At 71.0% G+C, this 24,565-nt stretch carries 22 protein-coding genes; 10 read left to right on the forward strand and 12 right to left on the reverse strand.

Features of this window, described 5'->3' with window-relative positions; genetic code table 11:
- Positions 1–262: 262 nt before the first annotated feature.
- On the reverse strand, positions 263–1,624 hold the full coding sequence (locus A6P39_RS22805) for a S53 family peptidase (protein ID WP_275883892.1): 1,362 nt from the start codon (positions 1,622–1,624) through the stop codon (positions 263–265).
- Positions 1,625–1,899: 275 nt separating this feature from the next.
- Positions 1,900–2,544, reverse strand: a complete 645-nt coding sequence (locus A6P39_RS22810) for a TetR/AcrR family transcriptional regulator (protein WP_067049953.1) — start codon at positions 2,542–2,544, stop codon at positions 1,900–1,902.
- Between the two features lie 53 nt (positions 2,545–2,597).
- On the opposite strand from A6P39_RS22810, the gene A6P39_RS22815 reads away from it, so the two are divergent.
- The 5 genes from A6P39_RS22815 to A6P39_RS22835 all read left to right on the forward strand — a co-directional run bounded on the left by A6P39_RS22815 (position 2,598) and on the right by A6P39_RS22835 (position 8,233).
- The gene (locus tag A6P39_RS22815) at positions 2,598–3,488 is read left to right on the forward strand and encodes an oxidoreductase (protein WP_067049950.1); all 891 of its coding nucleotides are present in this window, start codon (positions 2,598–2,600) and stop codon (positions 3,486–3,488) included.
- 161 nt (positions 3,489–3,649) lie between these two features.
- Complete coding sequence (locus tag A6P39_RS22820) at positions 3,650–4,420, forward strand: trypsin-like serine peptidase (protein ID WP_067049947.1); 771 nt, start codon at positions 3,650–3,652, stop codon at positions 4,418–4,420.
- 50 nt (positions 4,421–4,470) lie between these two features.
- Positions 4,471–6,237, forward strand: coding sequence for a serine/threonine-protein kinase (locus A6P39_RS22825; RefSeq protein WP_079133544.1), 1,767 nt, complete (start codon positions 4,471–4,473; stop codon positions 6,235–6,237).
- A gap of 101 nt (positions 6,238–6,338) precedes the next feature.
- Positions 6,339–7,295: a C40 family peptidase gene (locus A6P39_RS22830; protein ID WP_079133543.1), complete on the forward strand. Its 957-nt coding sequence runs from the start codon at positions 6,339–6,341 to the stop codon at positions 7,293–7,295.
- Between the two features lie 230 nt (positions 7,296–7,525).
- Positions 7,526–8,233: a phosphatase PAP2 family protein gene (locus A6P39_RS22835; RefSeq protein WP_275883893.1), complete on the forward strand. Its 708-nt coding sequence runs from the start codon at positions 7,526–7,528 to the stop codon at positions 8,231–8,233.
- Between the two features lie 235 nt (positions 8,234–8,468).
- Here A6P39_RS22835 and A6P39_RS22840 read toward each other — a convergent pair whose 3' ends face one another.
- On the reverse strand, positions 8,469–10,025 hold the full coding sequence (locus tag A6P39_RS22840; RefSeq protein ID WP_067049138.1) for an FAD-binding oxidoreductase: 1,557 nt from the start codon (positions 10,023–10,025) through the stop codon (positions 8,469–8,471).
- A 365-nt stretch (positions 10,026–10,390) separates the two neighbouring features.
- Between A6P39_RS22840 and pstS the strand changes: the two genes are divergently transcribed.
- The 4 genes from pstS to pstB all read left to right on the forward strand — a co-directional run bounded on the left by pstS (position 10,391) and on the right by pstB (position 14,540).
- Positions 10,391–11,527, forward strand: coding sequence for a phosphate ABC transporter substrate-binding protein PstS (gene pstS, locus A6P39_RS22845; protein WP_067049129.1), 1,137 nt, complete (start codon positions 10,391–10,393; stop codon positions 11,525–11,527).
- 123 nt (positions 11,528–11,650) lie between these two features.
- Entirely contained in the window at positions 11,651–12,658 is a 1,008-nt protein-coding gene (pstC, locus tag A6P39_RS22850; RefSeq protein WP_067049126.1) for a phosphate ABC transporter permease subunit PstC, read from the forward strand.
- Complete coding sequence (gene pstA, locus A6P39_RS22855; RefSeq protein ID WP_067049123.1) at positions 12,655–13,716, forward strand: phosphate ABC transporter permease PstA; 1,062 nt, start codon at positions 12,655–12,657, stop codon at positions 13,714–13,716. The genes pstC and pstA overlap by 4 nt, the downstream gene beginning before the upstream one ends.
- A gap of 47 nt (positions 13,717–13,763) precedes the next feature.
- Positions 13,764–14,540 carry a phosphate ABC transporter ATP-binding protein PstB gene (pstB, locus tag A6P39_RS22860; protein ID WP_067049120.1) on the forward strand — a complete coding sequence of 259 codons (777 nt, stop codon included), beginning with the start codon at positions 13,764–13,766 and terminating at the stop codon, positions 14,538–14,540.
- A 245-nt stretch (positions 14,541–14,785) separates the two neighbouring features.
- On the opposite strand, the gene A6P39_RS22865 is transcribed toward pstB, so the two are convergent.
- Positions 14,786–15,784: an inorganic phosphate transporter gene (locus A6P39_RS22865; protein WP_067049117.1), complete on the reverse strand. Its 999-nt coding sequence runs from the start codon at positions 15,782–15,784 to the stop codon at positions 14,786–14,788.
- A gap of 7 nt (positions 15,785–15,791) precedes the next feature.
- Entirely contained in the window at positions 15,792–16,412 is a 621-nt protein-coding gene (locus tag A6P39_RS22870) for a DUF47 domain-containing protein (protein ID WP_067049114.1), read from the reverse strand.
- 263 nt (positions 16,413–16,675) lie between these two features.
- On the opposite strand from A6P39_RS22870, the gene A6P39_RS22875 reads away from it, so the two are divergent.
- Positions 16,676–17,023 (forward strand): metal-sensitive transcriptional regulator, encoded by a 348-nt coding sequence (locus A6P39_RS22875; protein WP_067049111.1) that lies wholly within the window; start codon positions 16,676–16,678, stop codon positions 17,021–17,023.
- A gap of 63 nt (positions 17,024–17,086) precedes the next feature.
- On the opposite strand, the gene A6P39_RS22880 is transcribed toward A6P39_RS22875, so the two are convergent.
- The 7 genes from A6P39_RS22880 to A6P39_RS22910 form a co-directional block, all read right to left on the reverse strand.
- Positions 17,087–17,269: a hypothetical protein gene (locus A6P39_RS22880; RefSeq protein WP_067049108.1), complete on the reverse strand. Its 183-nt coding sequence runs from the start codon at positions 17,267–17,269 to the stop codon at positions 17,087–17,089.
- A 73-nt stretch (positions 17,270–17,342) separates the two neighbouring features.
- Entirely contained in the window at positions 17,343–18,254 is a 912-nt protein-coding gene (locus tag A6P39_RS22885; protein WP_067049105.1) for a hypothetical protein, read from the reverse strand.
- A 292-nt stretch (positions 18,255–18,546) separates the two neighbouring features.
- Entirely contained in the window at positions 18,547–18,957 is a 411-nt protein-coding gene (locus A6P39_RS22890) for an NUDIX hydrolase (RefSeq protein ID WP_067049103.1), read from the reverse strand.
- A 31-nt stretch (positions 18,958–18,988) separates the two neighbouring features.
- Positions 18,989–20,155, reverse strand: a complete 1,167-nt coding sequence (locus A6P39_RS22895) for a CHAD domain-containing protein (RefSeq protein WP_067049099.1) — start codon at positions 20,153–20,155, stop codon at positions 18,989–18,991.
- Entirely contained in the window at positions 20,136–22,490 is a 2,355-nt protein-coding gene (locus A6P39_RS22900) for an RNA degradosome polyphosphate kinase (protein ID WP_107304404.1), read from the reverse strand. Before A6P39_RS22900 ends, A6P39_RS22895 begins: the two co-directional genes overlap by 20 nt.
- A 162-nt stretch (positions 22,491–22,652) precedes the next feature.
- On the reverse strand, positions 22,653–23,660 hold the full coding sequence (locus A6P39_RS22905) for an ABC transporter (protein WP_067049093.1): 1,008 nt from the start codon (positions 23,658–23,660) through the stop codon (positions 22,653–22,655).
- Positions 23,657–24,556: an ABC transporter ATP-binding protein gene (locus tag A6P39_RS22910; RefSeq protein ID WP_067049090.1), complete on the reverse strand. Its 900-nt coding sequence runs from the start codon at positions 24,554–24,556 to the stop codon at positions 23,657–23,659. Before A6P39_RS22910 ends, A6P39_RS22905 begins: the two co-directional genes overlap by 4 nt.
- Positions 24,557–24,565 lie beyond the last annotated feature (9 nt).

Genomic DNA, 24,565 nt, shown 5'->3' on the forward strand with positions numbered 1-24,565 from the left:
TGCGGCGGTTCGACGAAGACTGTGACTTGTTGAGTACGCGACAAACAGGGGGGTGGTGGAATCCTGGCGTCCGGCTTACCGAAGCATTCCGTTCACTTGACCCAACTCATAGGGGCCGCACGGGAGTCGGACAGGGAAAACGGGCCGCGGCCGGCTGCCGTGACCCGTCTTCCTTTCCGTGCCGCCGAAGGGACCCCACGTCCCCCTCACCTGGCGGCTCCCCGTGACCCGACGGGGCGGTTCAGGTGGTGGTGCTCGGTGCTCAGCCCGCGCTGAAGGCGCTGGTGCCCTCCGGGGTGCCCCAGCCGGTCGGGCCGTCGTAGCCGGACCCGGCGGTGCAGAAGTAGTCGGTGTCGCAGGTGCCGTTGCTGCCGCTCGTCACGTCGTTGAGGGCGGAGGTGCCGGCCGCGTTGTACGGGTACTGGGCCGGGTAGTCGCTGCTGCCCGGGGTGCCGGCCAGGGCGTAGACCGAGGCGATGATCGGCGAGGAGGCGCTGGTGCCGCCGTAGGTGTTCCAGCCGCTCGCCTGGTAGGTGTCGTAGACCGAGACGCCGGTGGCGGGGTCGGCCACGGCGGACACGTCGGCGATCATGCGGGTGGAGCAGCCGCTGTCGGTCTGCCAGCTGGGCTTGGGGTCGTTGGCCGAGCAGCCGGAACCGGTGCCCTCGGTGCTGGAGGTGCTCCAGACGGACTCGCTCCAGCCGCGGCTGCTGGAGTCCGCCGACAGGGCGGTGCCGCCGACGGCGGTGACGTACTGGGAGGCGGCCGGGTACTCGGCGCCGTAGGCGCTGTCGCCCGCGCTCGCGGTGATGGCGACGCCCGGGTGGTTGTAGTACGAGGAGTCGTACGAGGTGTCGGCGGAGGACTCCGCGCCGCCGTAGCTGTTGGAGACGAACTTGGCGCCCAGCTTGACGGCCTCGTTCACCGCGGTGCCGAGGTTGGCGTCGGACGCCGACTTGGCCTCGACGAGCAGGATGTTGCAGTTCGGGCAGACCGCGCTGACCATGTCGAGGTCGAGGGACTCCTCACCGGCCCAGCCGCTGTCGGCCGTGGGCAGCGAGGTGGTGGAGCCGGTCTGGCTGACCTTCTTGAAGCAGCCGTTGGACGTGGTGCAGGACGGCAGGCCGTAGTACGACCGGTACGTCGCGAGGTCGGCCGCCGCGTTCGGGTCGTCGTAGGCGTCCACGATGGCGACGGTCTCGCCGGAGCCGTTGGCGGAGGCCGCGTCGGTCAGGCCGTAGGCCGACTGGAGGTCCGAGGGGCCGTATCCGGTGGGGGAGGCGGAGGAGGCGTTCGGTGAGACGGTCTTGGGCGTGCTGCCCTTCAGGGCCGCCTGCTTCTCCATGAAGGCGGTGGTGCCGCCGGTTACCCGCAGCGCGTTGCAGGCCGCGTAGCCCTTCTTCGGGGTTGCGGCACACGCCCTCTCGTAGCGCACATGGGCCTTGGCGACCTGGGCGGCGATCGCCTTGGCGCTCACCTTGTGGCTCGTGGCGGCGGTGTCCGCGCTGGCGTGGGCCGCGGTGCCGAGGCCGGCGAACGCGAGCGCGGCGGTGGCCACGGCGGCCGTCCCGATACGGCGCCATCTGCCGGATATGTGGGGGGAGTTGGGGGTGGACGTACGCAAGGTACAGCCTCCTGAAAGTGGTGGACAGAGGCCTGCGGGTGTGGGGGTCCACCGGTGGGTGACCGGTGAGGGCGGCGGCCCAGGCCCGACCATCGCTTGTTGAGTACGCGACAACAAGAGGCTTTCGGAATCCTGACTTCTGCGTTACTGAAGACGGCGGGAGGCTTACTGATCAATGGCCGTGTGCTGGCTCTGTGCTGGGCGTGGCTTGACCCGGGGCACGGTTCGGCCGCAGGGTGCGGCTACGCGCGTAACTGATGTGCGGGCGGGATGCGTTACCGCGGCCGGAGGCCGTTCAGCAGCAGATGGACGTGTTCGTCCAGGCCGCCCATCGCCTCCTCGGCGTCCAGGGCGCAGCTGGCGATGAGGGCGGCGAGGCCGTGCAGGCTCGCGGCGGCGATCGTCGTGATCCGCTCGGGGTCGGCCTGGACGATCTCGCCGCGCTCCTGGGCATCCGTGATCATCGCCGTGATGGAGCCGAGGGACTGGTCGACGGCGGCGGCGAGCCGGTCGGAGCTGTCAGAGCCCTCCGGGGCGTGCTCGGGGGCGTGCTTGCGCGCGAACATCAGCTCCAGCAGCTCGGGGTTGTCGACGGCGAAGCCGAGGTAGGCCCGGGCGAGTGCGGCCATCCGGCCCTCGAAGTCCAGGCCGGGAGTCTCCGCGGCGGCGCCCAGGGCCCGGTTCAGGCGCTCGTACCCGTCGAGTGCGAGGGCGTCGAGCAGGGCCTGCTTGTCCTTGAAGTGCCGGCCGGGGGCCGCGTGGCTCACCCCGATGGCGCGGGCCAGCTCGCGCAGCGACAGGGCGCCGGCCCCCTTTTCCCGCAGGGTGCGCTCGGCGCTCTTGAGCAGGGTGGCGCGCAGGTCCCCGTGGTGGTAGGGGCGGCTCGAGGGGGAGGAGGGCGGGCGCGGCATGCGCACCATGGTACCGGGATGTTGTCATTGACAGCTTTGTTGTCGATGCCTACATTCGGGGTATGACTGATGCGAAGTGGAACGTGACCCGGCTCCCCGACTTCAGCGGCCGTACGGTCGTGATCACCGGCGCCAACAGCGGCCTCGGCCTCGTGACCGCCGAGGCGCTGGCCCGCGCCGGGGCGCACGTGGTGTTCGCCGTACGGGACCTCGCGCGCGGCGGCGCGGCGGCGGCGCGGGTGGGCGGCAGCACCGAGGTGCGCCGGCTGGACCTGGCCGACCTGGACTCGGTGCGCGAGTTCGCGGCCGGATGGGACCGCCCGCTGGATGTGCTGATCAACAACGCGGGCGTGATGATGCTGCCGGAGCAGCGGACGAAGCAGGGCTTCGAGATGCAGTTCGGCACGAACCACCTCGGGCACTTCGCGCTGACCAACCTGCTGCTGCCGCACGTCACGGACCGGGTGGTGACGGTGTCCTCGGGGCTGCACCGCGGGGGAGACGGGGTGATCCACTTCGAGGACGTGAACCTGCGCGGCCGCTACACCCCGGCCCGTGCCTACGCCCAGTCCAAACTTGCGAACCTCCTGTTCACCCTGGAGCTCCAGCGCCGCCTCACCGAGGCCGGCTCCCCGGTACGGGCCCTGGCCGCGCACCCGGGCTACGCGGCCACCAACCTCCAGAGCCACCACGCCAGCGCCCTGGCCAGGGCCTTCATGTCGGTCGGCAACAAGCTGCTGGCCCAGAGCGACCGGGCTGGCGCCCTGCCCACGCTCTACGCCGCGAGCCAGGAGCTGCCCGGTGCCGCCTACGTCGGCCCCGACGGCCTCGGCGAGTGGCGCGGTGCCCCGGCCCTGGCCGGCCGCAGCGCGGCGGCCAGCGACCCGCAGGCGGCCCGGCGGCTGTGGACGCTGTCGGAAGAGCTGACCGGTGTGACATGGGGGCTTGCGTAACAGGCCCGGTGAGGTGACTCTTTTGCAGCGGTCCTTGGGCGGTGCGTGGTCGGTGCGCACGGCCGTTCGGGGGCCGGGATCGCGTCCAGGCGGGGATTCACAGGAAAATCTCAGTGAAGTCTCAGCGGGATTCTCACGATCATGGGACAGAGTGGGGGCTGATGAAGCGCATCACACGCATCTCCGTCCACTCGCGTCCCGCGTTGCTCGGCGCGGTGGTGATGCTCGCCCTGACCTCGGCGTCCGTGGCGGCCGCCGATGACGGACCGGGACCCCTCGGGGTCACCGCCGACGCCGCTGTGAACCGGCACACGGCGCGGATCGGCGCGCTCTTCGGCGCGGACCGGGCCAACAGTCTCAAGGGCGGCCACTTCTGCACGGGCTCGGTCGTGCACAGCCCGCAGGGCAACCTCATCGTCACCGCGGCGCACTGCGTGGGCGGCAGCGACACCAATCTGCTCTTCGCGCCGGGCTACCGGGACGGGCGGACGCCGTTCGGGGTGTGGAAGGTGACCAAGCGGTACCTGCCCGACGGGTGGGCCAAGGACCAGGACGAGGACAGCGACATCGCCTTCGCCGCCGTCGAGGGCCAGGGCGGCCGGCGGATCGAGGACGTGGTCGGCGGCAACCGCTTCATGGCCGGTACGGCCACCGGGGCCACCGCCGTGACGGTCGTCGGCTACCCCGACTCCCGCGAGGTGCCGATCCGCTGCACCAACAAGCCGACCCCGCACAGCAGCACCCAGCAGCGCATCGCCTGCCCCGCCTTCACCGCCGGGACCAGCGGCAGCCCCTGGATCAACGGCGACGGCCAGGTCGTCGGCGTCCTGGGCGGCCACGAACAGGGCGGCTCGACCGACGACGTGTCGTACAGCGTGGTGCTGGGGCGTGAGGCGGCGGAGCTGTACCGGGACGCGACGAGCGGGGGGTGAAACCCCCGGACGGGCCGACCGGCAACTGATCTTCGTGGCAGGGTGTGTCCGTGGACGCACTCAAGCCGCAGGACCCGTCGCGGATAGGCACGCACACGCTGCTCGCCCGGCTCGGGGCGGGCGGGATGGGACAGGTGTACCTCGGGCGCTCGCCCGGCGGCCGGCTCGTCGCCATCAAGGTGATCCGGGACGAGATCACCGGCCACCCGGAGGCCCTGGCCCGCTTCCGGCGCGAGGTGGAGACGGCGCGGGCGGTGCGCAGTGCGTACACCGCCAACCTCATTGACGCCTCGTTGGACAGCGCCCCCTACTGGCTGGCCACCGAGTACGTCACCGGCCCCACCCTCGCCCAGGCCGTCACCACCCGCGGCCCCCTGCCCCCGCAGACCTGCCGCGGCCTGTTCGCGGCCCTGGCGGAGGGCCTGGCGGCGGTCCACGAACACGGGGTGACACACCGGGATCTGAAGCCGCAGAACGTCATCCTCGCCGCCCAGGGCCCCCAGCTCATCGACTTCGGCATCGCGCGCGCGGCGGACCAGACCGCACTCACCGACGCCGGGTTCGCACCCGGCACACCCGGATTCACCGCGCCCGAGGTGCTGATGCGCAACCAGGTCGGCCCGCCGGCCGATGTGTTCGCCCTCGGCGCCACCCTCGCCCACGCGGCGACCGGCCGGGCGCCCTTCGGCTCCGGCGACCCCACCGGCGTCAGCTTCCGCGCCGTTCACGAGCCCATCGACGTGGCGGGCGTGGAACCGGAACTGGCCGCCCTGATCGAGGCGTGCGCGGCCAAGGACCCCGCGGCCCGGCCGGGGCTCGCGGAGGTGATCGCACGCTGCCAGGTGCGCTCCGCGCTCGTGGAGGACCCGTCCTATGCGGGGCTCGCCGCCCTGGCGATGCCGGTCCCGCAGACGCCGCCGGCGCCGCCTGTACAGCCTGCCGAGCCGCAGGCCCCGCCGGGGCCGCCACCGCGGCCGACAGGGCCGCACGACCTGCCGACGGCGGGACCCGCGTACGGCGGTCACGGCTCCACGTACACGCCCACCCAGGTGGCCCGGCCGGCGCCGCCGGGCCGGCGCCCGGGCAGGCGGCTGACGGTGGCCGTGGCGGTGGGGCTCGCGGTGGGCGTCGCGGCGGCCACCGCGGTGGTGCTCACCCAGAAGAGCGGCGACGGCAAGGACACCGCGCGGGACCGGTCTTCCGCGAGCGCGCAGGGCAAGGCGCCGACCCCGCGGGCGACGGCTTCCAGGGCCGCCACCGGCACGGGCGGCGCGCCCGCCTACGCGGGTGACAACATCGACCGCCAGTCCTGGAAGTCCTCGACGGGAGAGTGCCTGCTGCCTGCCGCGGAGCGGGCGCCCGAAGGCTTCGAGATCTCCGAGTCCGATCCCGACGATCCGAGCAAGGGCGGCGACCACCCGGTCTTCGACCACAAGGTGCAGATCGGGATCTGGAACAAGGGCTACACCGTGACCACCGGGGCACCGGGGACGCATGGTCCGTACTACGTGACGGTCAGCGTGAAGCCGCCGCACAGTATCGACCCGGGCACCGGGAAGCCCGCTGCGGGGGCGCTGTCGGCGAACGTGACGCTGGGCTACACCAGCAAGCCCGTCGACCTCTACGGAGGCGACCAGTCCGCCTGGAAGTACCTCACCTACCCGGACGACTTCCGTTCCTGGTCGCCGGACGGGAAGAAGTCCTGGCCCGCCATCCCGCTCGCCAACGATCCCGGTGACTGGACGGTGCAGTGGCACCACATCCGCACGCCCGCCGACTACAGCAGTGTCATGTGCGGTGGCTTCACTGTGAAATGACGCCACATCACGCAAAAAGCGTCTTGAACCGCGCGGACATGGGGGAAAGTTGAACCGTGCGGAAGGTATGGGTGATCGGTGGGGCGGCCGTCGGGCTCGGCATGGGCTTCGTCATGCTGCTCGTCGTCGGGGTGTACGTCGTCGCCGGAAACCTCCTCGGCGGGGTGGCCTCGGGCGGCCGGGCGCTGGCCAAGGGGGCCGTGCCGGCCGCGTACCAGGGGCTCGTGCAGAAGTGGGGCAACCTCTGCCCACAGCTCAGCCCGGCGCTGCTTGCCGCACAGCTGTACCAGGAGAGCGGCTGGAATCCGACCATCGTCAGCCCGGCCGACGCGCAGGGTATCGCGCAGTTCATCCCCAGCACGTGGGCCATCTACGGCATCGACGCCAACGGGGACGGCAAACGGGACGTCTGGGATCCCAACGACGCGATTCCGTCGGCGGCTTCGTACGACTGCCAGCTGGCGAAGGACGTGAAGGGCGTGCCGGGCGACGTCTCCGACAACATGCTCGCCGCCTACAACGCCGGTGCGTACCGGGTGATAAAGGCCGGCGGGGTGCCGTCCATCAGCGAGACGCAGGACTACGTCAAGCGCATCCGCAGCCTGTCGCAGAGCTTCGCCGCACCCGTCAGCCGGATCGACCCCACCCAACAAGCCGCCGGGGCCATCGCGTTCGCGCAGAGCAAGCTGGGGACGCCGTATCTGTGGGGTGGGGAGGGGACCGCCGAGCAGGGTGGGCGGTTCGACTGTTCGGGGCTGACGCAGGCCTCGTACGCCAAGGTCGGGATCACGCTGCCGCGCGTGGCCAACGACCAGTACAACGCCGGGCCCCATCCGTCACGGGATCAGTTGCTCCCGGGTGACCTCGTGTTCTTCTCCACCGACCTCAACGACTCGCGGGCCATCCACCACGTGGGGATCTACGTCGGCGGCGGGTACATGATCGACGCGCCGAGGACGGGTGCCGTGATCCGGTTCGATCCCATCGACGTCCCCGACTATTTCGGCGCCACCCGGGTCACCGAAGATGGCGCAAAAGCGCTCCCCACGGCGGTGTGAACCGAGCGTGAACCCACCCCCTGAGCTGCGGTGATGAGTCTCTCTTCGATAACGTCTGCGTGATCTTTCAGTGGAGAGCGGAACGTATTGATGAGGGCTGTGCGTTCCTGTTGACGTAGCCGAGTGGACGTCGATGCGGAAGTGCAGCGGAAGCGGATCTACGCACCACGGGGGGCAGGAGCGGCGCACACGAGGTGCGTCCGGGAAGACGACGAAGGGGCCACAGCACCATGGCTGTACTCGCCGAATCCGGATCGAACCCCGACGTCGGCCTGCTCTACGACATCAACGGCCTGGCCAAGGACGCTCCGCACTGGTTCGACCGGGTCATGGAGTTCGTCGGTGAGTACGGTCTCCTGCTCGCCATGGTCCTGCTGGTGCTGTGGTGCTGGTGGACCGTGCGGCGCCGGGGCGGCGAGGACGCCGCGTCCTCCGTCGCCGCGCTGGTGTGGGCGCCGCTGGCGGCCGGCATCGCCGTACTCGTCAACATCCCCATCCGCGGCTTCGTGCAGCGGCCCCGGCCCTTCGTCGAGCACCAGGGGCTGGACGTCCTCGTCTCCGGCAAGACCGACTTCTCCTTCGTCAGCGACCACGCGACCATCACCATGGCCCTCGGGGTGGGGCTGTTCGTCGCCAACCGCCGCTTCGGCATCGCCGGGATCTGCCTCGCGCTGCTGGAAGGCTTCTGCCGTGTCTACATGGGCGTGCACTACCCGACGGACGTCGTCGGCGGCTTCGCCCTCGGTACGGCGGTCGCCCTGCTGCTGTCCCCGGCGGCCATGGCGCTGCTCACCCCGCTGACGCGGGCGGTGGAGCGCTCGCCGCGGGCGGGGTGGCTGGTGCGGCACCGGTCGGTGGCGCAGGACGGGCCGGACGGGGCGCTGCTGCCGAGCACGCGGGCGTCCCTGGAGAACGAGGAGCGGGATCTGGCCGCCTAGTGCTGCGACCGGAAAGGTTCCCGGCTCGCGACGCCCGGCACGGCACCTCGCCGCGTTGTCGCATCACCCGAGTACATCCAGTACACGGGCGATGCTCCGCCTTGCGATGCACCGCACCGGACGCCGCGAGCTTTCCGGCAAACCTTTCCGGCCACAGCACTAGCCGGGCGCCCCGGGGCAACTCCCCCCGGGGCGTGGATCCCTGTTGTGGGTGAGAGCCCCGCGGCAGCGGGAGCTACAGGCCCTGTGCGTAGGAGAAGAAGCGCTGCGGGTCGTACTGCGTCTTCACCTTGCCCAGGCGGGCCGAGGCGTCGCCGTAGTACGCGGTGCGCCAGTTCTTCAGGGTCGGGTCGGTGTAGTTCTGGTACGCCGCACCGGAGGCGTACGGCTGCATCGCGGCGTGGGCCGAGGCCAGCCAGGACTGGGCCGTGGCGCCGGACGCCCCGGCGCCCCAGGAGGTGAGGTACTGGGCCAGCATGCGCGAGCGGCGGTGGACGAAGGCCGTCGCGGTGGGGCTGACGCGGTTGACCGCGCCGCCGAGGGCGGTGAAGGCGATGCTGCCCGCGCCGCCGCGCACCGCCGCGATCTGCCGCAGCGCCGTCTGGATGCCCGCCGCCGGCAACGAGCGGTCGAAGAAGTCGGAGCGGGCCGCGTACGTGTCCCGGCCGAGCACACCCTGCGGGGAGCGGCCGGGGGTGGAGCCCGGCAGGTGGCACTGGGCCTGGGTGGAGAAGGAGGAGCAGCCGGCGTAGACCTCCATCGCCTCCTCGTAGCCCCGCCGGTGCAGGCTGACGGAGGAGGCGTTCGCGCCTGCCTGGTGGGCGAGGCGGTCCACGGCGTTCTGCAGCTCGCCGTAGGTGCCGAGGGAGAAGCAGGACACCGAGACGGTGGGGGTGCGGCCCGGGGAGCACTCGAGGTGGAGGGATGACCAGATCTCGTCCGGCTGGCCGGGCCCCCACTCCTGCCAGGCCTTCAGGACCGCCGCCGCCTTCGCCCACGGCCACGTCATGTACGCGGTGACCGCCTGCGGCGCCGGGTGGGTCCTGAAGTGCAGCTCGGTGACGACGCCGAAGTTGCCGTTGCCTGCGCCGCGCAGCGCCCAGAAGAGGTCGGAGTGGTTCTTCGCGTCGGCGGTCACCTGGGTGCCGTCCGCCGTGATCAGCGTCGCCTGGGTGAGGTTGTCGCAGGTCAGGCCGTAGGCGCGGGACGCGACACCGTGGCCGCCGCCGAGCACCAGGCCGGAGACGCCGACGCTGGGGCAGGAGCCCGCGGGTATGGTCACGCCCTTCGCGGCCAGCCCCCGGTAGACGTCGATCAGCTTGGAGCCGGCGCCGACGACCGCCTGCCCGCCGCCGACCCGGATGCTGCTGAGCCGGGAGACGTCGAGGATGAGGCGGTTGTCGCCGGAGGAGTAGCCGGCGTAGGAGTGGCCGCCGTTGCGTATGGAGACCTTCAGGCCGTGCGCCTGGGCGTAGCTGAGGGTGGTGCGTATGTCGTCGGGGTGTGCCACGTAGGCGACCGCGGCGGGCTTGAGGCCGTCGAAGCGGGTGTTGTAGAGCTGGTGCGCCGTCCTCCACGCGGCGTCACCGGGCCGGACCAGGGTGCCGTCCAGGTCACGGGCGAGGGCCGTCCAGTTCGCGGCGGCGCTCTGGCTGGTGGTCTTCAGGGACGTGAGGGACGATGAGCCCGTGGTCGCCGAAGTGGTGGACCTGCCCGCGCCTGAACCGCACCCGGTCAGTGCGGTCGCCGCCAGTGCGGCCGCGCCGCCCGCGATGAACGTACGCCGTTCCATGCCCATCGTCTGCTGTTGCCTTTCCCCAGTTCCCCCGGGCCTCCTTGGCCCTTCCTGGGGTGAGACGGCGCCATGGGCACGAAAGTTCGTAACAGTTCGCACACAGGGAAACGAACGCCGAAGACGTGTGGGCTTAACCCTGCCGTCGGAACCTGCGCGTGCTCTCCCCGTAAGCATTCCGTGACCTCACCGGGCCGATGGCAGGGGTTCACCTCTCGTTCACTTCCGGCCATCGGCGGCTTCACCTGTTCTGCCTAATTTCGGCCGTACCGGATGCGGAGTGCGGCCATGGATGAGCAGCGCTCAGGCATCACACGACTTCGCACGCCGCCGATCGCGGCGGCTCCTGGAAGGAACTCCCGAAAGTGAAGCTTCAGCGCAAGAACCGGCTGCGCGCCGTCTCCCTCGGTGCTCTCGCCGTCTCCGGCGCCCTGGCCCTGACGGCGTGCGGCTCGGACGACAACGGTGGCGGTTCCAAGGCGTCGGGCAACCCGTCCACGTCCACCAACGCCTCCGCGATCAAGTGTGAGGGTGCCAAGGGCCAGCTGCTGTCGGACGGCTCCTCCGCGCAGAAGAACGCGGTCCAGGCCTGGGTCAAGAACTTCTCGCAGGCCTGTGGCGTGCAGATCAACTACAAGGCCGGCGGCTCCGGCGCCGGTGTGACCGCGTTCACCCAGGGCCAGATCCCGTGGGCCGGTTCCGACTCGGCGCTGAAGCCCGACGCCGTCGCCGCCTCCAAGAAGGTCTGCTCCAGCGGCGGCCAGGGCATCGACCTGCCGATGGTCGGCGGCCCGATCGCCGTCGGTTACAACGTGAACGGCGTGGACAACCTGGTCCTGGACGCCCCGACCATCGCCAAGATCTTCGACGGCAAGATCACGAACTGGAACGACCCGGCGATCGCCGCCCTGAACAAGGGCGCCAAGCTCCCCGACCTGAAGATCCAGGCCTTCCACCGCTCGGACGACTCCGGCACCACGGACAACTTCACCAAGTACCTGAAGGCCGCCACCCCGGAGAACTGGAAGTACTCGGGCGGCAAGACCTGGCAGGCGTCCGGCGGTCAGTCCGCCGCGCAGTCCTCCGGTGTGGCCCAGCAGGTCAAGCAGACCAACGGCGCCATCGGCTACTTCGAGCTGTCCTACGTCGGTGACGGCATCAAGGCGGCCAGCGTCAACACCGGTGCCGCCCAGCCGGTCGCCCCCAGCTCCGACAGCGCCACCAAGGCCATCGCGGACGCCAAGATCGTCGGCACCGGCAGCGACCTGTCGCTGAAGCTGAACTACAACACCAAGGCCGACGGCGCCTACCCGATCACCCTGGTGACGTACGAGATCGTCTGCGACAAGGGCAACAAGCCCGACACCCTGCCCACCGTCAAGTCCTTCCTCAACTACATGGCCTCCGAAGACGGCCAGAAGATCCTGAGCGGCATCAGCTACGCGCCGATGCCCGAAGAGATCATCAGCAAGGTCCGCACCACCATCGCGGGCCTGAGCTGACCTGATCCGAGAGTGCGGCCCGGTTCCCACGGCCTCCCCGCGGGCCGGGCCGCACCGTCCGGTGCACCGCCGCCATGAGCCGCCCGCCCACCCGGTGAGCGGCTCCGCAGACCGGAGAACCCGATGGACATATCGACCAAGACGACTGACACACCTCCCCCCACCCCCCAGCCGGCCGCGAGCGGGCACAAGCGATCCGCCGGTGGCACCAGCCGCCCCGGTGACCGCGTCTTCCTGGGCCTGTCCCGTGGCTCGGGCATCCTGCTGCTGGTGATCATGGCCGCGATCGCGGTCTTCCTCACCTACCGTGCCTCCCTCGCGATCAGCGACGACCACGGGAACTTCCTGACCACCTTCGAGTGGAACACCAACCTCACGCCGCCGTCCTTCGGCATCGCGGTCCTGGCGTTCGGCACGGTGGTCTCCTCGGTCATCGCCATGGTCCTGGCCGTGCCGGTCGCCGTCGCGATCGCGCTGTTCCTCACCCACTACGCCCCGCGCAGGCTGAGCGGTCCCGTCGCCTACGTGATCGACCTGCTCGCCGCCGTGCCGTCCATCGTGTACGGCCTCTGGGGCGCCCTGATCCTCGTGCCGCACCTGAACGGCCTGTTCGGCTGGCTCAACGACTACCTTGGCTGGACCGGGATCTTCTCCTGGCAGGGCGGCGCGCCCCGCTCGATGCTCACCGTGGGCATCCTGCTCGCGATCATGATCCTGCCGATCATCACCAACGTGAGCCGCGAGGTCTTCCGCCAGGTCCCGCAGATGCACGAGGAGGCCGCCCTCGCCCTCGGCGCCACGCGCTGGGAGGTGATCCGGATGGCCGTGCTGCCCTTCGGCCGCTCCGGCGTGATCTCCGCCTCCATGCTCGGCCTCGGGCGTGCCCTCGGCGAGACGATGGCCGTCGCCACCGTGCTCTCGCCGACCTTCGACATCCAGTCCAGCCTGCTCGACCCGGGCGGCGGCACCTTCGCCCAGAACATCGCCAGCAAGTTCGGCGAGGCGACGGAAGGGGGCCGTGACGCGCTCATCGCCTCCGGTCTCGTCCTGTTCGTCATCACCCTGCTGGTCAACGGCGCGGCCCGTGCGATCATCGCCCGCCGCAAGGAGTACTCGGGGGCCAACGCATGAGCACCGCAGCCGTCACCGACAGGCGTCCCAGCACGCTGCGCAGCGCCAGCCTGCCGAAATGGTCGCCCTGGGCGATCGCCGCCGGCTCCCTCGTGGTCGCCGTGGGCATCGGCGCGGGCGCGGGTCTCGACAGCAAGATCCAGTGGGGTCTGATCGCCGCACTGCTCTTCATCTTCGGCACCTTCGCCATCGCGGCCAAGGTCGAGGGCAGGCGGCAGGCCAAGGACCGCCTCGTCACCTCGCTGGTCTGGGTGGCCTTCCTGATCGCGCTCATTCCGCTGGTGTCGCTGATCTGGACCACCGTCAAGCGCGGTGTGAAGGTCCTCGACCCCTACTTCCTGACCCACTCGATGGGCATCGTCGCCGACACCGACCCGGGCGGCGGCATCTACCACGCCATCATCGGCAGCCTGGAGCAGGTCGGCCTCGCCACCCTGATCGGCGCCCCGATCGGCGTGCTCACCGCCGTCTACCTGGTGGAGTACGGCCGCGGCGGCCTCGCCCGGGCGGTCACGTTCTTCGTCGACGTGATGACCGGTATCCCCTCCATCGTCGCGGGCCTGTTCATCCTCAGCCTCATGCTGATGGGCAACCTGCAGCCCTTCGGCTTCGCCGGCTCGCTGGCCCTGGCCATCCTGATGATGCCGGTCGTGGTCCGCTCCACGGAGGAGATGCTCAAGCTCGTACCGAACGAGCTGCGCGAGGCGTCCCTGGCGCTCGGCGTGCCCAAGTGGCGCACCATTCTCAAGGTGGTCCTGCCGACCTCCATCGGCGGCATCACCACCGGCATCATGCTGGCGATCGCCCGGATCGCGGGCGAGACGGCGCCGATCCTGCTGCTGGTGTGGGGCAACTCCTTCATCAACAACAACCCGTTCTCGGGTGCGCAGCAGGCCCTGCCGCTGTACATCTACCAGCAGTACGCGAACAGCTCCGGTTCCCCCGCGGCCTACGACCGCGCCTGGGCGGCTTCGCTGACGCTGATCGCCTTCGTGATGATCCTCAACCTGGTGGCCCGCGGCATCGCCCGCTGGAAGGCCCCGAAGACCGGTCGCTGACGCGGCCTTACAGCGACCGAGCTTGAATTTCTGGAAGTGAAGTAGACATGGCCAAGCGAATCGACGTAAGCGGACTGACCGCCTACTACGGCTCCCACAAGGCGATCGAGGACATCTCGATGACCGTCGAGCCGCGCTCGGTGACGGCGTTCATCGGGCCCTCCGGCTGCGGAAAGTCGACGTTCCTGCGCACGCTGAACCGGATGCACGAGGTCACCCCCGGCGGCCGCGTCGAGGGCAAGGTGCTGCTGGACGACGAGGACCTGTACGGCACCGGCGTCGACCCGGTGTCGGTGCGGCGGGAGGTGGGCATGGTCTTCCAGCGCCCGAACCCCTTCCCCACGATGTCGATCTTCGACAACGTCGCGGCGGGTCTGCGCCTCAACGGCAACTACAAGAAGTCCGAACTGAACGAGATCGTCGAGAAGTCCCTGAAGGGCGCGAACCTCTGGAACGAGGTGAAGGACCGCCTGAGCAAGCCGGGCTCCGGCCTGTCGGGCGGCCAGCAGCAGCGCCTGTGCATCGCCCGTGCGATCGCGGTCGAGCCGAAGGTCCTGCTCATGGACGAGCCCTGCTCGGCCCTGGACCCGATCTCCACCCTCGCCATCGAGGACCTGATCGGTGAGCTGAAGGAGCGCTTCACGATCGTCATCGTGACGCACAACATGCAGCAGGCGGCGCGTGTCTCGGACCGTACGGCGTTCTTCAACCTGGCGGCCGTGGGCCAGCCGGGCCGCCTGATCGAGATCGACGACACCGAGCGGATCTTCTCCAACCCCTCGGTCCAGGCGACGGAGGACTACATCTCGGGCCGCTTCGGCTGATCGCCCCCGATCCCCTCGCGGTGCTGCATGGCGGTGCCACCGCGAGGACGCAAAAGGGCCCGCCCCTGGCTCCCGGGGGCGGGCCCACTGCGTTCCCGCTGCGTTCCCGCTTGGCTCGGGCCGCGTCTTTGGGCCCCTTTCGCGGACTGTCGCCCACAGTGAGAAGCCCCGGCCATTCCCCTGTGGGGAACGGCCGGGGCTCGTTTCTCAGCCGGCCGGGACGGAGGGCCGGGCGGGATGAGGAACTACAGCGCCACCAGCTTCACGACCCCGAAGGCCAGCGCCGCGACCAGTGCGGCGGCCGGCATCGTGATGAACCAGCCCAGGACGATGTTCTTGGCCACGCCCCAGCGGACGGCGTTGAGGCGCTTCGTCGCGCCCACGCCCATGATCGCCGAGGTGATGACATGGGTCGTGGAGATCGGCGCCTTGAAGAGGAACGCGGTGCCGAACATGATCGACGCACCGGTGGCCTCCGCCGCGAAGCCCTGCGGCGGGTCCAGCTCGATGATCTTGCGGCCCAGGGTGCGCATGATGCGCCAGCCGCCGGCGTAGGTGCCCAGCGACAGCATCACCGCCGAGACGATCTTCACCCATACCGGGATCGGATCGCCGAACGTCTCGTGGCCGGAAATCACCAGGGCCATCACGACCACACCCATGGTCTTCTGGGCGTCCTGGAGGCCGTGGCCCAGGGCCATGCCCGCCGCCGAGACCGTCTGCGCCATACGGAAGCCGCGCTTGGCCTTGTGCGGGTTGGCCCGGCGGAAGATCCACATGATCGCCAGCATGGCCAGGTAGCCGACGATCAGGCCGACCACCGGGGACAGGACCATCGGGATGATGATCTTGTCCACCACGCCGTTCCAGTGGACGCCCGTGCCGCCCGCCAGCGCCGCGCCCACCAGGCCGCCGAACAGGGCGTGGGAGGAGGACGACGGCAGGCCGAAGTACCAGGTGGCCAGGTTCCAGACGATCGCGCCGATCAGGGCCGCGAAGAGGATGCCCATCCCGGTCCCGCCGGAGGGCGTTTCGATGAGGCCTTCGGAGACCGTCTTGGCGACCCCGGAGCCCAGGAAGGCTCCCGCCAGGTTCATCACCGCGGCCATCGCCAGCGCCGCCCGCGGCGTCAGGGCGCGGGTCGACACCGACGTGGCGATCGCGTTCGCCGAGTCGTGGAAGCCGTTCGTGTACGTGAAGAAGAGCGCGACCAGGATGGTCACGATGAGGGCGAAGGTGTCCATCGACGCCTCAGGACTCCTTGACGGCGATGGTCTCCACCGTGTTCGCCACGTGCTCGAACGCGTCCGCCGCCTCTTCCAGGACGTCCACGATCTGCTTGAGCTTGAGCACCTCGATCGCGTCGTACTTGCCGTTGAAGAGGTGGGCCAGCAGCTTGCGGTGGATCTGGTCGGCCTGGTTCTCCAGGCGGTTGACCTCGATCCAGTACTCGGTGAGGTTGTCCAGCGTGCGGAGGTTCGGCATGGCCTCCGCCGTCAGCTCGGCCGCCCGGGCCAGCACCTCGATCTGCTGCTCGACGCCCTTCGGCAGTTCCTCGACGTTGTAGAGGACGACCAGGTCGACGGCCTCCTCCATGAAGTCCATGATGTCGTCGAGGGAGGATGCGAGGGAGTAGATGTCCTCGCGGTCGAACGGCGTGATGAACGAGGAGTTCAGCTGGTGGAAGATCGCGTGAGTGGCGTCGTCACCTGCGTGTTCCGCGGCCCGCATACGCTCTGCGATCTCGGCTCGGGCAGGTCCGTCCGCCCCGAGCAGTTCCATCAGGAGTTTCGAGCCCGTGACGATGTTGTCCGCGGATGCGGCGAACATGTCGTAGAAGCTCGTCTCCCTGGGGGTCAGACGAAAGCGCACGTGGGGTCCTCGGGGTGCTTCGGTTTCGGTCAGGCTGATGCTAGGCGCATCATCCGGCCACGGCTATCGGGCCGCATCCCAGTGTCGCCCATCGGGCAGGGTGATCAGCACGGGGGCGTACCAAGGGCCCCATACCCAGCAAAATTCGTTACCATATACCCAGTAGGGGTATGCAACCACAATTGTGACCAACGCCCGACGCGCTGTTCAAACGCACCGCTCAAACGCACTGTCCAAATGCACTGTCCACCAGGGAGGCCGCAATGACGACGACCGAGGCCGGCGCCACGGTCCCCGCCGAGGGCACGTGCCACGACGCCCCCGCCACCACGCACGGCTACCACAAGCAGAAGGACGAGCACCTCAAGCGGCTGCGCCGGATCGAGGGGCAGATCCGCGGGCTGCAGCGGATGGTCGACGAGGACACGTACTGCATCGACATACTCACCCAGGTCTCCGCCTCCACCAAGGCGCTGCAGTCCTTCGCGCTCCAGCTGCTGGAGGAGCACCTGCGGCACTGCGTGGCCGACGCGGCCCTCAAGGGCGGTGACGAGATCGACGCGAAGGTGGACGAGGCGACGAAGGCGATCGGCCGGCTGCTGCGCACCTGAGACGCCGGCGTCCCCGCCGGCCCGGTGCGGTGCTCCTGCTCCTCCCGCCCGGTCCTCCGGCTCCTAGTCCTCCGGCTCCTGGTCCTCCCGTCCCTCGGAGACCCGCAGCACCTCGTCGATGCTCTCCAGGCTGAGCCGGTCCTCGGCGGCCGAGGCCGCGATGATCAGCTCTCCGCACAGCTCGATCTCGGCGAGGGCCACGTGGTCCTGAACCGCCGTGCCGCCGACCGGAGCCACCTGCCTCACCTCTTCTCCACCGTCACCGACTTCCTAGAGTAGGCAGCGCTCTACACACCGCGCATGGCACGGACGGGCTAGTTCACGAGTGGCGCACCGGACTAGTGCCCGACTGGTCCGATGGCTTGTTCTCGCCGGTGCCCGCGCCCGCGTCCTCGGCGATCCGGCCCGCGTAGATGTCCTGCGCGCGCGGCAGCCGGACGTCGGCGGCGGCCCCGAAGTCGTACAGCAGCGTCGTCGAGGCGACCGCCACGGGCGTCTTCTGCCGGCCGTTGACGAAGCTGAAGCGCTGCCTGAGCTTGCGGATGCGGCCCTGGTCGTCCAGGTACGCGTCGAACGGCACTTCGGCCGTGGCGAACCCTTTCGCCGCCGCCGCCAGGGCCGCCCGGTCCGCGGCCGGGGCATGCTGGGCCGCGGCGGCGAGGTCGGCGGTGCCCCGGTAGTGCCGTACGGCGGTCCCGCCGACCTCGGTCCGGCCGATGTAGGACGCCGTACGCGTGCCGCGCAGCACCTCGGCGGCCGCGTACGGGTCGGTCGCGCCGCCGGTGACCAGATTGCCGTCGGACACCCCGGCCGTGTCGACCCGCACCCACTTGTCGGCGGGCACGCCCGCGCCCCGGTTCTTCATGAACAGGGCGCCCGGGGCGAGGAGTTCGGTGATGGGCTGATGCTCGGCGGTGCCCGCGGGGTCCTCGGGCAGGACGACCGTGAGCCGGCCGAGCCGGTGCCGGTAGTCGTAGACGCCCTTGCCGCGGATGGTGACCCGGGTGCCGCCGGTGGCCATCTCCATGGAGGTGGTGGCCTTGGAACTGCCCGCGCCGCTCAGCGTGTCGGCCGCCCGCCGGAGCAGTGCGACCGCATCGCCCGCGCCCTTGACGTCGTCGGCGGCGGCCCGGCTGTCCGAACAGCCCGTGGCACCCGCCCCGAGGCCGAGCAGGATGCCCACCGCGACGACCGTCCCGCCCGCACGCCTGTTCTGCTGCCGCCGATCCATCGCCTGCCTACCCCCAAGCCGGTACGTCCGTCACGGGCCCCCTGTCGTACCGGTTAACGACGGGTAGGGGGCACCGTCACGCGCCATGCCGGGCGCACGGGAGGCGGAGGGAGGGCGCAGGAGTACCGTTGTCCGGTGTGGCGCAGCAGGACGGGCCGGAACGGGTCCGGCAGGGGCAGGAGCACCTCACTACGACGACGGAGCAGGGCCGCTTCTGTGTGGCCCGTTGCAGCTGTGGCTGGCGTGGTCCGGCCCGCCGGGCCCGCAGCCAGGCCCGTACGGACGCGCAGGCTCACACCGACAGTCCGTGAAGCGCGTCTTCCACCAGGTCCCGGTCACGGGGCTGGGTGAGGCGGCTGCGCGCGGCGGCGGGGGAGAGCCACAGGATGCGGTCCACCTCGGCGTTCGGCGTGAAGCGGCCGGAGACCGCCTGGGCCGCCCAGTAACGCACCTTCTTGGGGCGGCCGTTGGCCAGATAGCGCACCGTCGCCAGCTCGGCGCCGGGCTCGGCCGTGTACCCGGTCTCCTCCGCGACCTCGCGCAGCGCGCCGGCGAGCGGGTCCTCACCCCGCTTGAGCTTGCCCTTGGGGTGGGACCAGTCGTCGTACTTCGGCCGGTGGACCAGGCAGATCTCCAGGTCGCCGGCGACCGGGGAGCGGCGCCACAGCACGCAGCCGGCCGCCTGGACCAAGGTGTCGTTCACACCGCCTCCTCGTGGGACCTCGTCGCGGGGTTCAGGGTGCGCCGACGGCCCGCCAGGCCTGCTGGAACGCGAACCTGGCCGCCTCCACCTCGTGCCGCTGGTCGGCGTGGAGCACCCCGAGCGCGTACGCCGTCGCCGGCGCGATGCGCGGGGTGCGGGCCGCCTGCGCGGCCGCCGCGGCGGCCTCCGAGGCGTCCCGGTGCCGGTTCAGCGCCTGACCCGCCGCCAGCAGCCGTACGTCCACGGGGCAGTTGCCCTCGTGCAGCGCCTCCTGGGCGTACCGGTGCAGGCGCAGCAGCAGCCGGACCTGGTGCCAGGGGCCGTCCTGGGGGTGCGGGGACGGGTCCGGGGACAGGCCGTGGACCAGCGCCTCCGCGTTGTAGGGATGGCCCGCGGTGACCAGCGGGAGCGCCGCGATCGCGGCTGTCAGCCGCTCCTCCGCCGCGGCTGCCAGGGGACGCAGGTCGGTGCTGGGGGCGGTCAGGGTGAGGGGGACCTCGCTGGCCAGTACGGCGACCTTGTCCGCGACCGCGTGGAAGCGGCTCGATCCCAGTGCCTGCAGGGCCGTGGAGTGGGCCCGGGTCCGGGCGAGGGTGAGCTGGCGCTCCAGCAGGGCGCCTGCTTTGGCCGCGCCCACGGTGAGGTTGCCGCGCTCCGGCAGCGCCGTCGCGCCGGCCGGGCCGCCGGTGTGGCTCGGTGCGCCTTTCGCCGGGACGGCGGCCGCCCCGGCGGCACGGCTGCCCGCGGGCACGTCCGCCGCCGAAGCCCCCGCGGCCACGGTGTCGATCGCCTGCGCGGGCAGCACCGCCGCTCCCGACAGCCGGTGCAGTGCCAGCAACAGCCGTTCCAGGCGGCCCTCGTAGGCGTGCTCGAGGCCCAACGTGCCGGACAGCCAGGCCAGTTCGGGGCGCATCTCCTCGGACCAGTCGGGGTCGAGGAGGGGGCGGTAGGTGTGCAGGCTGCCGCTGATGCGGCGGGCCGAGCGGCGCAGCAGGCGTGCCGCGTCGACGGACTCCGTGCCGCTCTCCCGCACGCTCGAATCGGCTCGGGCGTGCGGACCCCCGTTGCCCCCGGTCTCCCGGTGCAGGCGCAGCGCGCGGAGGAACTCCGTGGCCTGGGCGCGCAGATACGCCGCGAGGGCGTCCCCCGTTGCCACGCCGGCCGTGGGGTCCGTCGGGTCAAGGTGTTGCTGTGCCACGCCGGCGCCTCCGGGCGTCTATGAGCATCTCCTGGACGTTGCGCAGGGGCTGTCCGTCCGCGTCGGTCGCATGCCGGTTCCACTCGCCGTCGGGGCCGAGGTGCCAGGATGCCGTCGAGTCGGACATGCCGGTGTCGAGCAGCCGGTTCAGGGCCGCCCGGTGGGCCGGGTCCACGACGCGGACCAGGGCCTCTATCCGGCGGTCGAGGTTGCGGTGCATCATGTCGGCGCTGCCGATCCACACCTCGGGCTCCCCGCCGTTGCCGAAGGCGAACACCCGCGAGTGCTCGAGGAACCGGCCGAGTATGGAGCGGACCCGTATGTTCTCCGACAGGCCCGGGACGCCGGGGCGGATCGCGCAGATGCCGCGGACCCAGATGTCGACCGGCACGCCCGCCTGGGCGGCCCGGTAGAGGGCGTCGATGACGGCCTCGTCGACCATCGAGTTGACCTTGATGCGGACGAAGGCGGGGCGGCCCGCACGGTGGTGCTGGACCTCCTTGTCGATCCGCGCGATCAGGCCGTCCCGCAGCGACTTGGGCGCCACCAGCAGCCGGCGGTAGGTCTCGCGGCGGGAGTAGCCGGACAGCCGGTTGAACAGGTCGGACAGGTCCGCGCCGACCTGCGGGTCGGCGGTGAGCAGGCCCAGGTCCTCGTACAGGCGCGCCGTCTTCGGGTGGTAGTTGCCGGTGCCGACGTGGCTGTAGCGGCGCAGGGTCTCGCCCTCCTGGCGGACCACCAGGGACAGCTTGCAGTGCGTCTTCAGGCCGACGAGGCCGTAGACGACGTGGCAGCCGGCCTCCTCCAGCTTCTTCGCCCACTTGATGTTGGCGTGCTCGTCGAAGCGGGCCTTGATCTCGACCAGGACGAGGACCTGCTTGCCGGCCTCGGCGGCGTCGATGAGCGCGTTGACGATCGGGGAGTCGCCGGAGGTGCGGTACAGGGTCTGCTTGATCGCGAGGACGTCCGGGTCGTCGGCCGCCTGCTCGATGAAGGCCTGCACGGACGTCGAGAAGGAGTCGTACGGGTGGTGCAGGAGCACGTCCCGCTGGCGCAGGGCGGCGAAGATGTCCGGTGGCGACGCCGACTCGACCTCGGCGAGGTCACGGTGGGTGCCCGCGATGAACTTCGGGTACTTCAGCTCCGGCCGGTCGAGGCTGTGGATGCGGAAGAGGCCGGTGAGGTCCAGGGGGCCGGGGAGCGGGTAGACCTCCGCCTCGGAGATCTTCAGCTCGCGGACCAGCAGGTCGAGGACCTCGCGGTCGATGGACTCCTCGACCTCCAGGCGCACCGGCGGGCCGAAGCGGCGCCGCATGAGTTCCTTCTCCAGGGCCTGGAGCAGGTTCTCGGCGTCGTCCTCCTCCACTTCCAGGTCCTCGTTGCGGGTGAGCCGGAAGGCGTGGTGCTCCAGCACCTCCATGCCCGGGAACAGCTCCTCGAGGTGCGCGGCGATGACGTCCTCGACCGGGACGTAGCGGCCCGGGGAGCTTTCCAGGAAGCGGGAGAGCAGCGGGGGCACCTTCACGCGCGCGAAGTGCTTGTGCCCGCTGACCGGGTTGCGTACGACGACCGCGAGGTTGAGCGAGAGACCCGAGATGTACGGGAAGGGGTGCGCGGGGTCGACGGCCAGCGGGGTCAGCACCGGGAAGATCCTGTGCCGGAAGAGGGTGAACAGGCTGGCCTGTTCCTTCTCGGTCAGCTCCTGCCAGCGGACGAGGTGGATGCCCTCCTCGGCGAGTGCGGGGGCGACGTCCTCGTGGTAGCAGGCGGCGTGCCGGGCCATCAGCTCGCGTGAGCGGGCCCAGATCATCTCCAGCACCTCGCGCGGCTGCAGCCCGGAGGCGGACCGCGTCGCCACACCGGTGGCGATGCGGCGCTTCAGACCGGCCACCCGGACCATGAAGAACTCGTCCAGGTTGCTGGCGAAGATCGCGAGGAAGTTCGCGCGCTCCAGCAGCGGCGTGTTCGGGTCTTCGGCCAGCTCGAGGACGCGTTCGTTGAAGGCCAGCCAGCTGCGCTCGCGGTCCAGGAACCGGCCCGTGGGCAGGGGGGTGCCCTCGCCCTGTGCCTCCTCGTAGGCGTCGAGGTCGGCATCGATGTCGGGCTCCAGGTCGGAGACCGTGGCGGCGACGGTGTGCGGCCGGTGCGCGGCTATGGAACCCACGGGGGGCTGCGGGTGCTGGACCGGTGCCTGGGCGTCTTGCTGACTCATGACCCCATTCTTCCGCGCCATCGGCGTAACGGGCGCGTCGGATCGTGCGGGCGGGAGCGTCAAGGCCCCGGTCTGCGCGGTCCCCTCGGGGGGCGGCGAAGGCTCTGGCACGGCGGGCTTCATTGGCCGAGCGTCGCAAGCTTGGCTGAATCAATGGTTACGGAGACATGACGTGCTGGATAGCGAGGGGTAGCGCCCCGAAGGGGTGCGGGGCCGTGGCCGAGGTGCGGCTGCCGTGGCGCGGGCGCGCCCGGCCGCGCCGCACCGGCAGCCGCCCGGCGGCGCTCACCCGGTGGTGACGAGGGTGGCCTCGGCCGCCCTGCCCGGCGCGGCCGCGCGCAGCGCACCCGTGAGCCGGCGCAGCACCAGGAAGCAGGCGAGCACCAGCAGCCCGGTGACGGCGAGGACCAGCGCGGTGGAGGTGAGCTGGAGCGGCCAGTAGTGGGAGTGGGGGTGGTAGCGGTTGTAGTAGCCGACGGCTTTCGCCAGGACCGCGTGGCACGAGGCGTCGGAGGAGCAGTAGGGGGCCGGCAGGTGGGCGCCGGTGCGGGTCACCAGGCCCTGCTCGACGCTGATGCCGGAGCCGGTGAAGCCCTGCTTGAGGCTGCTGGTCGCGGTGACCGCCGGCCACAGGTGGGGCATCAGCTCCTGGGTCAGGCCCCAGATGCCCGAGGTGAGCACCGCGCCGAGGATCAGCCCGGGCAGGGGACGGCGCAGCAGCAGGCCCGCCAGGGCGCCGGCCGTGAGTCCGGCGAGGGCCAGGGCGGCGGTGATGGGGCCGCCCGCGTAGAAGGTCGCGACGTCGTACCAGGTCTTGGCGGTGTCGATACGGCCCTGGCCGGCGGCCCAGGCGTGGTGGTGCAGCCAGACCAGCAGGCCGGTGCCGGCGGTGACGGCGAGTGCCGGGACGGCGAGGCGGACCGCGAGCCAGCGGGCCGGGGAGGTGCTCTGGGTCCAGGCCAGCCGGGCGGTGCCGGACTCCAGCTCGCGGCCGGTCAGGGCGGCGCCGGCCCAGGTGGCCACCAGGAAGGGCAGTGCGTCCAGGGCGTAGGTGGCGTAGTTGTACCAGTCCTTGTAGCGCAGGATCGCGGCCTGGTCGTAGGTGCACGGGCTCATGCCGCAGGCGTCGTACTGCCGCCAGGCCGCGGCCGAGGCGTCGGCGAGCGGCCCGGCCAGGGCGATCAGCAGGCCGGTGAGGACGACGACCAGTCCGGACCAGCCGTACAGCGCGGGGCGGTGCAGCCGCAGCAGCCAGCGGACCAGCCGGGGCCGGGGCAGGGGTGAAGCGGTCATGCGGCACTCTCCTCGGCGACGGCTGGAGCGGTGGTGAGGGCGGGGGCCTGCGGATTGCGCAGGTGGGCGAGGACCAGCTCCTCCAGGGAGGGCACGGAGGCGCGCCAGTCGCCGGTGAGCGGTCCGGCCGGGCGGATCAGCGCGGTGAGCTGGCGGCCGGTGGTCCGGGACTCGACCACGGTGTGTCCGTCGAGCCCGGCGGTTCCGGCGGCGCCGCTGACCCGGCGGTGGGCGGCGCGCAGGTCGTCAATCTCCCCGGCCAGCCGGATCCGGCCGCCGCCGACGAGCAGCAGGTGGTCGCAGGAGTCCTCCAGCTCGGCGACCACGTGCGAGGACATCACGATCGTGGTGCCGTACTGGGCGGCCTCGGCCATCAGCGTGCCCATCAGCTCGTGCCGGGCCAGCGGGTCGAGGTCGGCCATCGGCTCGTCCATGAGCAGCAGTTCGGGCCGTTTGCCGAGGGCGAGGGCGAGCGCGACCCGGGTGCGCTGGCCGCCGGACAGGGTGCGGACCCGGGCCTTCGGGTCGAGGTCGCCGCCCGCGACGATCCGCTCGGCGACGTCGGCCTCCCAGCGCCCGGGGTTGAGGCCGGCGCCCATGAGCAGGGTCTCGGCGACCGTGAGCTGGGGGTAGAGCGGCTTGTCCTGGGCGACGAAGCCGACCCGGGGCCGGGCCTCGGCCGGGCTGGTGCCCAGTACCGTCAGCCGGCCCTCGGTGGGCGGGAGCAGCCCGGCGGCGAGGGCGAGCAGCGTCGACTTGCCGGCGCCGTTGGGCCCGACGAGCGCGCACACCCGTCCGGTGGGCAGCCGGAAGCCGCACTCGCGCAGCGCCCAGCCTCCCCGGCGACGGCCGAACCGTTTCCCCAAAGCCTCGGCTCTCAGCGCCGTGTCGGTCATGACGGGTCT

Origin of the sequence: Streptomyces sp. FXJ1.172, assembly GCF_001636945.3 — a bacterium.
Taxonomy (GTDB): Bacteria; Actinomycetota; Actinomycetes; order Streptomycetales; family Streptomycetaceae; genus Streptomyces.

What these genes read in the sequence shown, in the direction of transcription:
- A6P39_RS22810 (WP_067049953.1), bottom strand. Translation starts at nt 2,544, where the DNA reads ATGGTGCGCATGCCGCGCCCGCCCTCCTCCCCCTCGAGCCGCCCCTAC.
- A6P39_RS22815 (WP_067049950.1), top strand. Translation starts at nt 2,598, where the DNA reads ATGACTGATGCGAAGTGGAACGTGACCCGGCTCCCCGACTTCAGCGGC.
- A6P39_RS22820 (WP_067049947.1), top strand. Translation starts at nt 3,650, where the DNA reads ATGAAGCGCATCACACGCATCTCCGTCCACTCGCGTCCCGCGTTGCTC.
- A6P39_RS22830 (WP_079133543.1), top strand. Translation starts at nt 6,339, where the DNA reads ATGGGCTTCGTCATGCTGCTCGTCGTCGGGGTGTACGTCGTCGCCGGA.
- A6P39_RS22835 (WP_275883893.1), top strand. Translation starts at nt 7,526, where the DNA reads ATGGCTGTACTCGCCGAATCCGGATCGAACCCCGACGTCGGCCTGCTC.
- A6P39_RS22840 (WP_067049138.1), bottom strand. Translation starts at nt 10,025, where the DNA reads ATGGAACGGCGTACGTTCATCGCGGGCGGCGCGGCCGCACTGGCGGCG.
- pstC (WP_067049126.1), top strand. Translation starts at nt 11,651, where the DNA reads ATGGACATATCGACCAAGACGACTGACACACCTCCCCCCACCCCCCAG.
- pstA (WP_067049123.1), top strand. Translation starts at nt 12,655, where the DNA reads ATGAGCACCGCAGCCGTCACCGACAGGCGTCCCAGCACGCTGCGCAGC.
- pstB (WP_067049120.1), top strand. Translation starts at nt 13,764, where the DNA reads ATGGCCAAGCGAATCGACGTAAGCGGACTGACCGCCTACTACGGCTCC.
- A6P39_RS22865 (WP_067049117.1), bottom strand. Translation starts at nt 15,784, where the DNA reads ATGGACACCTTCGCCCTCATCGTGACCATCCTGGTCGCGCTCTTCTTC.
- A6P39_RS22875 (WP_067049111.1), top strand. Translation starts at nt 16,676, where the DNA reads ATGACGACGACCGAGGCCGGCGCCACGGTCCCCGCCGAGGGCACGTGC.
- A6P39_RS22885 (WP_067049105.1), bottom strand. Translation starts at nt 18,254, where the DNA reads ATGGATCGGCGGCAGCAGAACAGGCGTGCGGGCGGGACGGTCGTCGCG.
- A6P39_RS22900 (WP_107304404.1), bottom strand. Translation starts at nt 22,490, where the DNA reads ATGAAGCCCGCCGTGCCAGAGCCTTCGCCGCCCCCCGAGGGGACCGCG.
- A6P39_RS22905 (WP_067049093.1), bottom strand. Translation starts at nt 23,660, where the DNA reads ATGACCGCTTCACCCCTGCCCCGGCCCCGGCTGGTCCGCTGGCTGCTG.
- A6P39_RS22910 (WP_067049090.1), bottom strand. Translation starts at nt 24,556, where the DNA reads ATGACCGACACGGCGCTGAGAGCCGAGGCTTTGGGGAAACGGTTCGGC.